The sequence below is a fragment of the Lysinibacillus sp. EB271-A1-10B genome, from assembly GCF_058791335.1.
Window position 1 is genome coordinate 336,885 of the sequence record NZ_JBYTDL010000003.1, and the last position, 14,237, is coordinate 351,121.

Here is a 14,237-nt window from a genome sequence, read left to right on the forward strand (position 1 = left end):
TAGCATCCTACATATTTAAATAATATTTTGGCTTTTTCTAACAAAGGTAGAGGAGATGATTCTTGTGACAACATTAAAAGAAATTATGTCTGTCCAACAATTTTCTGATTTAATATTGTTAAATGATGAGGGCGATTTAGAAAGAGAAGTAGAAATGGTTGATATTACGGAAACGCCTGACATTAAAAATTTCACAGCACCACATTCATTTATCGTCACGACGGGTATGTGTTATCAAGACGACCAATCCGGATTAATAGATCTCATACGAGAATTAAATGATATACAAGTTGCCGGCATAGGCGTTAAGTTATCGCGCTTTTTAGAAAAGATCGACGAGGAAGTATTAGAATATGCGAATGAGTTAAAATTCCCCATTATCAGAATCCCTGATAGTTGGAATCTTGGATCCATTACACACCATATATCATCCTATATATTGGATGAAGAAACTGAAAAATTATATTTCGCATTAGATATCCAACAAGAATTAAATACAATGCTTATGAGAGGTTTGAGCTTGGAAATGATGATTGAACGTATGAGCAGACTCCTCAGAGTCCCGGTGATGCTCTTAAATCCTTTCCATCAAATTAAATCGATGAGCCATCACTTCCACGAACACTCAGAGCAAGTTCAAAAAAATCTTAGTTACTTCAAAAGATGTGTTAATTCCAATCAAATTTCACCTAATAATAAAGCATCTTTCCAAGAAGAACATATTATATTTGAGGTTCCAGCATTTAAATATTTTCCATATTATTTGATGGTCTCAAATGTCAATACGCTTACGTATCCATTTAGTTTGCTTGCCATAGAACAAGCTGTCAATACACTCAGTCTTGCCATCTATAAAAATAGTAAAATCAAAGAAGCGGAACAACAAGATGTAAATCGATTTTTCGAAACTTTAATGTCTGAACATCCTGATAATCTTATTTCAGTCAAGCAGCACCCTGAGTTTTTAAAAAAGCATCTTATCCAACCATCTAATTTCTATCAAGTGATCGTTTGTGCAATTGATCAAGAAAGAGATGTGGAAAATAATATTTATTTGAATGAACGCTATCAGATGACCTTTGAATGGCTCACACATAAGTTGACGGACATTGATCCTTCTATCAGTGTCTATATGTCTCCAGGGAATCATCGGTTTACGATACTCTTACAAACGAAACATCAACATTATTTAGATTACTGCAAATATATCCAAAAAGAGTATCAAAAACTTTTTAATAGTACCCTTTCTTTCGGTATTGGGAATGAAGTCACTGAATTCTCACAGTTACCACTCTCTTATTTCGAAGCGAATGAAGCTTTTGATCATAAGTCTGAAAGTGGGAAAATAGAATTTATAGAACTCTATAAATCTAAAAGTGTGGAAGAATTATTACAACTCATTCCAGCCAATAAATTAAAGCCGTTTATCACATATACGCTAGGTTCATTAGCCTATCCGAAAACGACGAAGGAAAAAGAACTAAAACATACATTGAAAATTTATTTGGCGAACCATTGTGATCTTACAAAAACTTCAGAGGATATATTTATTCATCGGAATACGGTTAAATATCGGATTAAAAAATGTGAAGAGATATTAGGTCAACCTATCGAAGCACCTGACATTTCACTGGATTTACGATTAGCATTATTTGCATCAGAAAAAGTAAATTTTTAACCTAAAAAATCCCGCTAAAAAGCTGTTATGGATGCTTTATAGCGGGATTTTTTTCCTATTTTACCGCTACACTTGCTTCCCCACCTCAATTATGAGCATGAAAATATAGGAGCTCCTCTTCACCGCCGTTAGTTTAAGTGTAATTCATCATAAACTATTAGCAGGTTTAAAAGTCTTTTTAAATAAATGAACTGAGCGAAAAATAACGTTCAGTTCTTTTGGAAATATCCAATTTCATAAGTGTGCGATTATATTATTTTCGTACAGCTTCAAATGTAATGAGTTGGCTATCTTTTGATGGTTGCTTTTTGTAAGTATAATCGGCAGAACAAGTAATATCAGAAAAACCAACGTTTTCTAATATAAGTTTGAATTCTTCGATTCCGTACCATCTCATTGCAAACTTCTGTAATTCTGTGCTTACCAGCTTACCTTTTCTCCATTTCTCGTATTTTAAATAAGATAAGGTATATTGGTCGACCCAGTTGATTTCAATTGATTTGCTTTCTAATGAAATGCCTTCTTCGTTAGAAAGAGGAAAGGTTTCAGTAGTAATTTCTCCTGTACGCCAATTGCTTGGTAATTCCAAATCAACTATTATACGTCCTCCTGGCATTAGATGATTATAAAAGCATTTCAGAGCATCTTTAGCATCCATTAAATTGTCAATCAAGCAAAAGGAGCCTGTAGGTATAACGACAGCTTCATATTTTGATTCCAAAGAAAAACTACGTAAGTTACCTTCATATAGTTTCGGAGTTAAGCCTCTTTCTTTGCATCGTTTTCGACAAGAATTTAACATTTCTGTTGAATAGTCAATGCCATCAACAATAAATCCATTTTCAATTAAAGGAATTAGGAATCGGCCTGATCCGACAGCAGCTTCAAGTATCTTCCCTTTAGTCCCTTTTAATCTTTCAAGATAATATTCAATATCACCGTCAATTGAATACCCCACTGGTTTGGTAAAATCATATACTTCCGTACTTAATGCACCATAATAACTAAACATTCCATTTCCTCCGATATTATTTGCGAAAAATTTTAATTGAATTTTTAAAACTTCCGCACCTCAATTTTTATTATTTCTTTTTAATTGGTACATAAATTTCCATTACTGCATTTTCTAAACCATGACAACGTTCATCGTAAAATTCAAAGTCTACTTTTGCTTCGTCAAAAACATATTCACTGTCTTGAAACCATTCTTCAAAAATGTATTTCCATGTTGCCTTTACAACTTCTGATAATGGGTCTGCATTGTATGTTGCTGCTGTTGCAACATTGTCAACAGGAGGAGTTGTGAAAACTGCATATTCCGCTTTTGGAACATCAATTGTCATCATATCTGATGTTATCTTTGAATAATCATCAACAATAACGCCGAACAAATATTTGACATTACTTTCATCAGATGAAGATACACAAATCCCAACTTCGCCATGCTTTGGTGGATTCAATTGTTCATACATTTTGCTCTCTAAATTTTCACCAGTATAAGTATCCCAATATGCAGCTATATCTTTCGTATATCCATTCGAAAGATTGGTTTTGATTCCATAACCTGCAACCTTAAAAGCAGATTTTTTAGTAAAGGTAGGATTCATGTTATAACTTTCGATTTTTAACATATTTTTGCTTTTGCTCAAGCTATTGTTTCTAGTAATATAAACCGTCGGACTGTAACCAAATTCTTTCCGAAACGCTTTGGAAAATCCGCTTGCTGTTTTAAAACCATAATCAAAAGCAATGTCAATGATTTTTCTGTTTAATAGAAGTTCTTCTCTAGCTTGAATTAATCTTTTTTTACGAACATAATCCATAAGAGGTGTTCCTTGATACAAACTGAAAACTCTGCAAAAGTGGAAAACAGAATAACCGATATGTTCTGCAATCTCATTTGCGGTAAGTTCTTCCCTAATGTGCTTTTCAATATATGTAATACTACGCTTAATGTCATCATTATAATTCAATGTACCAACCTACCTTCTTCTGTATGGCGAATTCATTATAACAATTTGTAAAATGAGATGCTGTTCCGTTTTTGCTAAAAAACTGTTTACATTTTTTATTTGCTCTTTAAAATTTCAAGATACTACTTTAACCTAATAAAAAAAAGAATCTTTAGATAATGAAGAATCGCTCTTGTTCGTTCTATTCATAATAATATCCACTTTCTTATCCAGCCACCTTGTAAATCACTTAAACATGAAAAATTGTCCTATTCACAGCCTTCATTGTCAAAATAACACCGACTTTTATATAAGTCCAAGTTCAATAATTGAAAAAAGTAACACTACAAAAAGTAATTAACTTCTCTCTTTCAGATAATATTTCTAGTTTCCATCGTATTCTTCATACGCAAAGACTTTCTTATAAACTGTGCATCTTTGTTTCAAACTAACACCTAGAGAATTATTCAAAAATTTATCCATGCTGCGGTTGGTGATCCAGCCGAAAAACAAAGTCAAACCAATGATGTATAAAATACTGTATACAAACTAACTAGTAATTCAAATGAGAAGACAGTAGTGACAAGGATATGTTCCTTGTTACTACTGCCTAATTCAGTGGTTATATCGAACTCGGATTGCAGGGGTTGTACAATTCATGTTTTATATAAATCTAGAGCATTAGCTTGTAAGACCTCGATAAATTCCGCTGCCTTTAGACAGCAATTACAAAACTACCTATCAGCGGGAGATGTATTAAACCTCCACTGATAGGTAGCTTTACTTTATTCATTAGTTAGGGGATGGATTGTTTTCTTCTCTTTCAACATCACGACAATGAAGAATAAAATCGTTGCTGCTACAAGAAGTATTGCTGCAATATAGAATGCTAATACTTTCGAACCGGTGATATCACCAATATAACCAGTAAGAGTTGGCGCGATAACTGATGAAGTCATCCCAAAGAAGTTAAAGATACCTAGTGCTTTAGCCATGCTGTTGGAAGGTACTGAATCAGTTACATATGTGATTAAAACTGGATCAATGGCAAGTTTACCTAATAAACCATATAAAATTAGTGCTCCATAAAGGACAGCAGGGTTAGGTGCAAATACGGTTAAACTAATTGTTACGGCTGCACCAATTAACAAGAAGATAATTAATTTCTGACGCATATGTGCATTTTTATCAATATACTTAGAAAATATCAATGCACCAGGTACTGCTGTGACTGCAACTAAAGCAGCTACATATCCTACTGAACCTTGTTCGAATCCTTTTTCTGAGACAAGGAATGATGGTAACCACGTCACAATCATGTAATAACCATAACATGTTGCAAAATATACGAAATAAATAACTAATTTTTTTGACGAGAATAATTCTACGCCTTGAGATACTGTGTTTTGTGTTGTTTTCTTATCTTCGGATGTTTCATTTGTAGCTGTTTTTTTGTCTTGTTTAACAAACAACATAAACACAAATGTTACAGCTACTATTAAGACTGCTATAATATACAGCATGAAATTCCATTTAATTTCAAGACCACCTACTAATACAGATGAGCCTACTAGACCAATGACCATCCCTAATGCCGAACCACTGTTGATGATCGCATTAGAAAAACTTTTCTTATCTTTTGGCATATATTTAGCTGATAAGGAGAACGCTGCACCATAATATGAACCAGTCGAAAGACCTGCCATTAAGGCGCCTATATAAACTTGAGTAATTGTCGTGCTTGATCCAATGACGAATGCTGCTAATGCAAAAATGATAAACGCAGGGATTAATACTCGTTTTTGTCCAAATTTATCGACGAGTATTCCTGATGGAATTTGCATACCTGTATAGGCAAAGAAATAAATAGAAGCAATAAGTCCTACTTGTGTATCGCTAATATTACCAAGCGATTCTTGAATTTGTGGATATATTGGCGTAAGTATTGTACGATAAATCCAAATAACTACCCAACCTAAACACAATGCAAAAATGATTTTTTTGTAATAATTCGGGTCATGTTTAACTGTTTGTTCCATGGTTGACACTCCCATTTTTTTGTATTTACTGCAGTTACTACTGTTATTACTTAACTTGATTGTAGGTTACGAGTAGGTAAAAAACATTGTCCACTTTGAACAAAAATAAAAATTACTTTGCATATTTTAGACAAAAGGCAATTCTTAAAATAATTAATATTTCGTCTAAACAAATGAATACTCACTATACATTTTTGTTTGATCTTTCAGAGAGGCTTTCAAAATCAGTTGTTCATTGCCACCATTACACTTGGCTGACCGCTACTTCTATCTTCTCGGCATGGGAGGTGCACCCTATAGAGCGGCCATACTGAGCAGAAAAAAGCTGATTTCTAACCAGAAATCAGCTTTGGAAAAATAAAAACTCTATCAAACTACTTTTTTCATATTTTTTACATATCTCATCAAATAATTTGTTTTTAATGTTTATTTGTTATATTTTTCAAGAAACATCTTGACCTTTTCGAAAGTAACTTGAGTATTCAAATTACCTGGTGTTCCATCATAAATATGATCAGCATGTGGAAGAAGATAAAGCTCATGAGGAACGTTATTCTTTGAAAGTGCTGTATCTAAAATTTTAGCTTGTTCTATTGGAACAATACGATCGTCCATTCCTAAAAACGTAATAGTAGGTGGTGTGTGTTCTCCGATATAATTGATAGGAGAAAGTTTTTTAAAACGATCAGGGAATTGTGAAGGTGTGCCCCCTATATATTCTTTCATAACATTTTGCACATAGTCCGGACTAGGGCTACCCTGATAAAACTTTGTCATATCTGTCGGTCCGTAAATATTAATTACAGAATTAATAGGTGTCGGTGCAACATTAGTTGAAGCTGATAACTCTTCATTCCCCATACTATAAGCAGCTAGCATAGCTAGATTCCCTCCTGCGGATTGGCCCATTAAATTTATTTTGGTCGGGTCAATTTTGTAAGTATCCGCATGTTCCACTACCCATCCTATTGCTGATTTCACATCGCCGACCTCATCTTTCCATTCTGCATGAGGAGGCATACGATATTGTACATCAAAAACAGTATATCCTAACTCACTAAGATATTGGTTCCAATGGGGGGCACTATTCTTATCACCTTCAACCCAGCCACCACCATGTACATTTATAACAGCAGGATTAAGTGCAGTTTTTGAACTTGCATGGGCAGGCCACACATCAAGCTTTAACTCTATGCCATCTGTAGTTTTTTCATATACAACATCCTGTGTAAATGTAGACGATATTTTTGCATTGTTAAAAAAATGAGTGTTAAGTGAAACTGAAACATTCTCACTTTTAGCATAGTTCTCCATTTTTATAATTGGTTCTACATTTAAAAATATGTTTAGTAACAATAGTGGAATCAAAATAAATTGAGCGATTCTAGCTTTTTTCCATGTAGCAAGTATTAATAGCGCTATGTTGAAAACTGTCAGAATGACTAAAAACCATGGAGTGTACAATGCAAGTGTTCCAACAAGACCCATCATGCTAATTATACTCATTGTATAAGTAATGGGAAATGGATATATTACCATGACAGTAATAAGTATCATTACTACTGAAAGGGCTGTTAATAGCCACTGAATTATACCTTTAGGGCGCCAAGATGTTAACTGTCGTTTTGTTATCATTTCTTTAAATTCCTCCATAATAAATCAACTATCTCTTTTTGTAAAAAGACTATTTGACTCTAATCTACTGATTTATCCAGCGTATAATAATTGTTTCGACGATGGATAAACCTCGAAAAAATGGCTTTTATACTTTACTTTAATCACTTACTTTTGTCATTATAAAGAACAACTGAAAATATTTTTTATTGCATTCCTCTCTCCTTTAAATATAACTGACACTAAAAACAAATTAAAATGTTCATTATCCCCCCGATATGATACTTTCAGTCTTAGATTTCCGTTAAGACATTTTTATTTTCACACGAATTTTGACTACAATTTAATAATTAAAATGCACTCAATAGTGAAAATTTTGGTTTCTTATGTGATCATATAAAAATATTAAGCCTACAATTCAATACCTCATAAATGGAATTTGTAAACCTTAAAACTTAGTATTTTTAAACAAATTTTAAATAAACCTTTCCTTTTTTATTAGGAAGTACGATGAATGTTAATGAGGAATGAACGTTAGGGGTAAATTTAGGAAGGAAAAGAACTCATATGTTTTCAGCATTAAGGACCTATATATGTTCTCCGACTTTGGGTATTTCTTTTTTATTGATGATAAATACTCCTTCAATCAACCGAAACATCATAAAATCAGTACTCGACGAGTCAATACATAAACGGAAGAAGGACTTTTGAGACAAGTCATATAAGACGTCCAAAAAAGCTATAAGTAAGAAATCAATGTAGTATCAATGGATTAAACCCTTTTAATACATGGTTTTCTGCTTTATCGTTGTATACCCCTATTTTTCTATACTTGCAAATATAGAAACATAATAAAAAAGCTGCCAAAAGATCAGATTCGATCTGTTTTCTGGGCAGCCGTTCAAAATTCCATTGCTTACTGTGAAATCAAGTTTTGAAAAAGTATATAAATCGTGTTAATCTCTCTATTTTATCGATGAAAACTAGTTAACCAACAGACGTGAAAGTTAACTCTACACTATTAATGCGGAATAAAACCAATTGGTGTAGGACCCGCAATTCCTAACATAACAAAATCTTTATCAGAATTATTAGTCATACCGTGCTTTTCACCCGGACGTGCAACAACAACATCACCAGCTTTAATTTGCACCATTTCACCACATTCTGGATAAAAATCTGCTGTTCCTTCAATAACAATCCAAATATCATCCGCCTTCTTGTGCGAGTGGATGGGCAAATCTTGTCCTGGACGCATACACCAGACAGCTCCAACAGTATTAGGTGTTTCATAGAAAATATGTTTTGTCGCTTCTTCATCTCTAAACTCTTGAATATCTGGCCAATGGAAAATACGGTTTTTCAAATCATCTCTTGCTATTTTTTTTAATGTCATTGTATTTTCTCCTTGTTTCAAATTTCCAAACCCAAATGATTTAGCGTGTAACAGATAAAAAACTTATCGAATTTGTAAGTTAAGTATCAAGGAATTATCCTTTTATAATATTTTGAGGTTTACCCTCTAAAAAGGCAATTGTGTTATCGAATGCAATTCTAGCACGCAATTCCATCGCTTCATCAGTTAAGAAACCTACGTGTGGTGTTAAAATTACATTTTTAGCTTGTAATAGCTTATAGTCTCCAGGTATAGGCGGTTCCATATCAAATACGTCGATACCAGCTCCGGCAATTCGACCTTCGTTTAATGCATCCGCTAATGCATCATTATCAACAATCGGACCTCGTGCGCAGTTGATTAAAATAGCAGATTCCTTCATTAATTCTAATTTTTCTTTAGAGATTAATCCCTTCGTACTTGGTAATAACGGAATATGTAAGGACACAATATCAGATTGAGTTAATACATGATCTAATTCCATATACTCAATTCCTAAAGCCTCAGCTTCCGGATTTCTTCGGGATTGGTCTGCAGCCACTATTTTTGCGCCAAATGCTTTAAACAAATGAGCCGTCATCATGCCAATTTTACCTGTACCAATCAAACCAACAGTTTTACCTTTAATTTCACGACCTTGGAATGCTCCTGGGAAATTAACGCCACGAATCTCTTTATCCCCCTGAGTAATATGACGATACACATCTAATACTAAACCAATTGTTAATTCCGCAACTGCTTGATTTGCATATCCAGCTGCATTACATATCAAAATATCTTGGTTTTTAGCTTGAGCGATCCCTACATGATCAACACCTGTAAAGGCAACATTGATTAGTTTTACATTGTCATTTTGATCAATGACTTCTGTAGGATATGGATTATTGGCAATCATAATCACATCTGCACCTTCACTACGTCTTGCTAATTCTGCCAAATCCGTTGTTTTCTCGTTGTAATAAACAAATTCATGACCGCCCTGTTTAATTGGTTCCGCTAATTTTTCAATGATCGAATCCGAAACATTTAATGGTTCTAATAATTTAACTAACATGTCATCAATTCCCTCCTATTATTTTACAATACGTCTGTTGATTAACTAGGTACCATAGTTTAAAAATAGAAAGATCCACGTTAAAATCACATAAGAAGAGGTGAATGAAATTTCAGTTTTCACTTTGTACGTTTTGCACAAAAAACAAGGTATTTTCATTTTTAACACTTCTACTTTCTCATATTTTCTTATGGTATTCCTTAATGCAATTGTAGGATAGGAGCAATTAAATAACATTGTTCACTTTCAACAAAAATAGAAACAACATTACATGTTTTTGACAAAAGTAAATATGAAAATAACTAGGGAATTATGCTTTATCGATCTTATAAGTACTTTCTCTTTCTGCTTTCCGAGCGGTATTTTTATCTCTACATACAATAAAAAGCCCGTCTACCTCCAAGGTAAACGGACTGTTATAGCTAGTTTAAAGGCTGCTGTTGTAAATATTCCTAATTAAAAGTTGATATAATAACATAAACTATAGCCCTTTAATCTTATTTAACATGCAGAACTATTTACTATATAGATTTCTAATCTCATCTAAATATTTCGTAAAATTATTAATATATGAAGTAGGCGATACAACTTCAACGAATTTACCATAACTAAGGAGAGTATTATATCCTAATACATTATCATTAAGAGGATAGATTACAGAATACCACGTATCATCTACATTCTTAATGCTTTCTCTTCCTAGTAATTCAAAAAATTTATCAATAACTAATTTATTTACTAATAGAGTAACTGGTACTTTCTCTTTCTCCATCCATTCACCACCATTATAAGATAGTGGTCGATACTCTCTTTTTGAGAAGGTACCTACAATACTAAGGTTTGATATTCTTGCAAGTTTATAGATTTTGAATTGTTCTGTGGAATAACAATAAGCATCCATGTACCAGCTTCTGTCTTTATATACAACTCTATATGGCTCAGTGGTCTTTATTGATTCTTCACCTTTTGAATTTATATAGTTAAAACTAATTAATTCATTTTTTCGTATTATTGAAAGTAAATCCAAAACCAGTTTTCTTAGTTCCGTATTTCCTTTCGAAAGAGAGAGGTCTATTTCAAAATCTGGAGTTTCTCCAATTTTATTTAACTTTAATATTGCATTAAACGTCGAGTTATCATCTAGTACTTGTAACCTACTTTTCAAACTTGTTTCAATAGACATCAACTCCGATTTCGACATCGGAGGTTTATTTAATTCAACTGAATCCATCAAATATATACCACCATTTTTACCTTTTACACAATACAGTGGTAATCCAGACAATGTAAGGTCATCTATATCTCGCATAATTGTTCGTATGTTTACATTGTATTTTTCAGCCAATTCTTTAGCTGTTGTTTTTTTATGATCAATTAGGTAAGAAATTATTCCTAAATGCCTATCTATTTTCATAAAATCTCCCTCATAAATCCCTTTATTAATATGACATACAGTTGTCATATTGTCTTTGATAAGATTATAGCATAAACCAAAGGAAGTTCATGATTATGAAAATCAAAAGCAGAGAAACATTTAAATTAATTGGTAGAAGTATTGAGATACAAGGTCAAGGAGTAAATGATGAAAATTACTCAAAAGAAAAAACAAAATTCTATAAGGAATTGTTTAATCAGGGCATGATGAAAGAACTTATGCCTATCTCAACTGATAAAAAAGGTTATGCAGTTATTATTCCCATAGAAAACGGAATAAAATACTTTGCAGGTGTAGTATCTGATGATTATAAAGACGGATATGAAAATTTAGAAATATCTTCACAATCTTATGTAGTACTTGCTACACATGATGGGGTTTCAAGGCTCTTGTTTGATAAACTTGAAAATGAGTTTTTTTCAAATAAAGACGATGTTTCAAAATTTAACGGCGAGAAAATTCTGGAAGTTCTTATAAATGGAAACCCAATGAATGCTGAAGTTGAACTTTGGGTGCCAATTAAAAGTTAGATTTCGAGACTATACTTTTTTTGAAAAAACTGGTTAGATTTATCTAACCAGTTTTTAGGTTTATTTATTATATTGAATTTCAGTAAAATGTCATGTTAATAAAGGTAAGTCTCCATTATTGAAAATCGATATTTTTCGGAAGGCATATCGATTAGCTTGGCTGGTCTTCTTCTATTTGATGCTAATGGTCCATCAATAATCAATTTAGACTTTGCTTAGTTTGCATTTTTATCATCATTGCAGAAACTAATCCGATACTAAGTGTTGTAGCAAGAAGAATGAAGACTACTGTAAAGCTACCAATTTTCATAAAGTAAACAGATATAATGGGCGCAACACTTGTTCCAGCAAATAAAATAACCGTATACATAGAGACTGCAATGCCACCCATTTTCCAGCCTAATTGACTAACAAGTGTCACTAATGAAGGGACAGCAAGAGAAATCCCACTAACAAATATGATACTAATGATGGTTAATCCAATTATGTTTGAAGTAACGCTCATCATGATTAGTGCGATAATCGAAAGAGTCAAGGCAACTTTAAGTACAAACAACACATTGAATCGTTTTGCTAGTTTTCCTGCAAAAGGTGACATTATCATTCCTAAAATACCAAAAGATCGAATGTAAATTAGTTTCTGACTACTCATTCCGAAAGAAGCGCTCGTAAGATACTCACCCAAAATAATATACATACTGACAAAAGACATTAATAAAACGAATGCAATCATATAGCTGAATATTAAATTTCCATTGGTGAAAATAGTACCAATCTTTTTCATGGGTTCCCATATATTTTTGGTTTGGTTATGAGCCACCCCTTTTGGTATAAACCACGATACTAGAAAGGCAGTAAAAATATATACTATAGAAAGAACATAAAATATTACATGCCAATGAGTATGTTCACTAACATATCCGCTAAATACCTGACCTACAATTCCAGCTACAAGAAATCCTGTGCTTATAAAACCAACTGCTCCTACTTTTTTATCATTTGGAAATACCTCAAGAGTATATGCAAGTGCTACTGGTGAAAATGTAGCCGCCGCAAGTCCCTGTAACCCTCTTAGTAGTAGAATTAAAGAAAAATCAGTAACCATTCCTAGTAGCAACGTTATAATACTTAATGAAAAAAGTCCCATAACGATCACATTTTTTCGTCCATATTTTTCTGATATAGCTCCATAGAAAAAACACCCTGTAGCAAATCCAATTGAAAAAATACTTGAAGTGATGCCTGCTTTGGACAATGAAATATGAAAATAATCACTGAAAAGACTAATAAGAGGTATTGTTAAATATAAACTAGACATAACTACCATCCCTGACCAAGATAAAATAATAGTCATCAGAGAATAATTTACTTGGTTTCCTGTAATTGCTTTGTTCATACAATAAATCACCCTTTTTAATTTGATTAACTTATAGTTAGATAATCTAATTAAATGATTAAAAAAATTAAACTGCATCAACAAAGCTACAGTTTAACGTTCCACCTCAAGTTTTCTTTGTATAGATGTTAATAATTTATTAACCAGCTTCTCAAAGACTTTTCGTTCATCGGGTTCCAAATCAATCATGTTAGAAGCACAAGACGACCAATAAGTTGGCAAAATCTCAGCAACAAAAGTACGACCTTCATCTGTTAAACTCACATAAATTTTCCTACGATCTTCTTTACTATGATTCCGTACGACAAGATTTCTCTTTTCTAACCAATCTATCATGGAAGTTGCCGACGCCCTCGTAATCCCTAATCGTTCAGCTATAGCAGAAGGAGTCGCTCGTCTTTCACCATGAAGTGTAAGTAATATTAGTAAGTCTAATTTACTTTCTGTAATTCCGAAAGGAGCCAGTTCAATATCCATTTCATCTAAAACGTAGTCACTTAACCACAATAACATTAATCCTAATTTTGCATCTTCTTTATCCGTATTACCTGAAGAAGTCGTTTGAATCAGCTCGATATACGGCTCTAGGCCTAATACTGGTAAATCATCTTCATTAGTGAACATTTTTTTAAATTTTGTCATTTAATCACCTTTTAATTAGATTATCTAACTATCTACCATTCTAACTAAAAATCTAAATTGATGCAAGAAGTATTATTACCATAAATTTCTTTAATCTAAAGCAACACAACAAGCATTAATCTAGAACGATGCTTTCCTATATTTCATAGTTCTTGCTTTTTTCTGATTGAGGAATTTTTGCATAGCATCCAACACATGATCAGTGACACAAGCCCCACCCAACCCATTAATGAATACACCAACTTACAAAACAAAAAAGTACACCACTTATAAATAAGTGAAGTACTAATTATCCTATAGTGTACGACAAGATAAGTTACTGTTTTTATAACAAAAACAGTAACTTATCTTTAATATTACAAAGTAGTTGTCTTTTATTCTTTTTTTGTCAAAACCAACAGGTTCATTGTATAACTAATAACCAAAATGGCGTAGATAGTAAATATATGATCAATTTTTATAGAAGTGAGCTCTGATACAAGGTATTCGATTATAATCGAC

11 protein-coding genes are annotated in these 14,237 nt (G+C 32.8%); 2 read left to right on the forward strand and 9 right to left on the reverse strand.

What is annotated here, in order from left to right; translation table 11 throughout:
• Window positions 1–64: 64 nt before the first annotated feature.
• Complete coding sequence (locus tag AC3WSK_RS06910) at window positions 65–1,678, forward strand: PucR family transcriptional regulator (RefSeq protein ID WP_079561852.1); 1,614 nt, start codon at window positions 65–67, stop codon at window positions 1,676–1,678.
• A gap of 253 nt (window positions 1,679–1,931) precedes the next feature.
• Here the strand turns inward: AC3WSK_RS06910 and AC3WSK_RS06915 are convergent, their stop codons facing one another.
• The 7 genes from AC3WSK_RS06915 to AC3WSK_RS06945 all read right to left on the reverse strand — a co-directional run bounded on the left by AC3WSK_RS06915 (window position 1,932) and on the right by AC3WSK_RS06945 (window position 11,147).
• Window positions 1,932–2,690, reverse strand: a complete 759-nt coding sequence (locus AC3WSK_RS06915; protein WP_079561853.1) for a class I SAM-dependent methyltransferase — start codon at window positions 2,688–2,690, stop codon at window positions 1,932–1,934.
• A gap of 70 nt (window positions 2,691–2,760) precedes the next feature.
• Window positions 2,761–3,651 carry an AraC family transcriptional regulator gene (locus tag AC3WSK_RS06920; protein WP_492413262.1) on the reverse strand — a complete coding sequence of 297 codons (891 nt, stop codon included), beginning with the start codon at window positions 3,649–3,651 and terminating at the stop codon, window positions 2,761–2,763.
• Between the two features lie 764 nt (window positions 3,652–4,415).
• Complete coding sequence (locus AC3WSK_RS06925) at window positions 4,416–5,669, reverse strand: MFS transporter (protein WP_079561855.1); 1,254 nt, start codon at window positions 5,667–5,669, stop codon at window positions 4,416–4,418.
• A 426-nt stretch (window positions 5,670–6,095) separates the two neighbouring features.
• On the reverse strand, window positions 6,096–7,304 hold the full coding sequence (locus tag AC3WSK_RS06930; protein WP_492413265.1) for an alpha/beta hydrolase fold domain-containing protein: 1,209 nt from the start codon (window positions 7,302–7,304) through the stop codon (window positions 6,096–6,098).
• A 1,000-nt stretch (window positions 7,305–8,304) separates the two neighbouring features.
• A complete protein-coding gene (locus AC3WSK_RS06935; RefSeq protein ID WP_079561857.1) occupies window positions 8,305–8,679 on the reverse strand; it encodes a cupin domain-containing protein in 375 nt (124 codons plus the stop codon).
• A 94-nt stretch (window positions 8,680–8,773) separates the two neighbouring features.
• The gene (locus AC3WSK_RS06940) at window positions 8,774–9,733 is read right to left on the reverse strand and encodes a 2-hydroxyacid dehydrogenase (RefSeq protein ID WP_427483659.1); all 960 of its coding nucleotides are present in this window, start codon (window positions 9,731–9,733) and stop codon (window positions 8,774–8,776) included.
• A 514-nt stretch (window positions 9,734–10,247) separates the two neighbouring features.
• Window positions 10,248–11,147 carry a helix-turn-helix transcriptional regulator gene (locus AC3WSK_RS06945; RefSeq protein ID WP_427483658.1) on the reverse strand — a complete coding sequence of 300 codons (900 nt, stop codon included), beginning with the start codon at window positions 11,145–11,147 and terminating at the stop codon, window positions 10,248–10,250.
• A 95-nt stretch (window positions 11,148–11,242) separates the two neighbouring features.
• Here AC3WSK_RS06945 and AC3WSK_RS06950 point away from each other — a divergent pair, with 95 nt between their 5' ends.
• Window positions 11,243–11,698, forward strand: coding sequence for an effector binding domain-containing protein (locus tag AC3WSK_RS06950; protein ID WP_492413268.1), 456 nt, complete (start codon window positions 11,243–11,245; stop codon window positions 11,696–11,698).
• Between the two features lie 199 nt (window positions 11,699–11,897).
• Here the strand turns inward: AC3WSK_RS06950 and AC3WSK_RS06955 are convergent, their stop codons facing one another.
• Together AC3WSK_RS06955 and AC3WSK_RS06960 are read right to left on the reverse strand one after the other, a co-directional pair.
• Window positions 11,898–13,094 carry an MFS transporter gene (locus AC3WSK_RS06955; RefSeq protein ID WP_492413270.1) on the reverse strand — a complete coding sequence of 399 codons (1,197 nt, stop codon included), beginning with the start codon at window positions 13,092–13,094 and terminating at the stop codon, window positions 11,898–11,900.
• 93 nt (window positions 13,095–13,187) lie between these two features.
• Window positions 13,188–13,736, reverse strand: a complete 549-nt coding sequence (locus tag AC3WSK_RS06960) for a MarR family winged helix-turn-helix transcriptional regulator (RefSeq protein WP_079561862.1) — start codon at window positions 13,734–13,736, stop codon at window positions 13,188–13,190.
• Window positions 13,737–14,237: the final 501 nt, after the last annotated feature.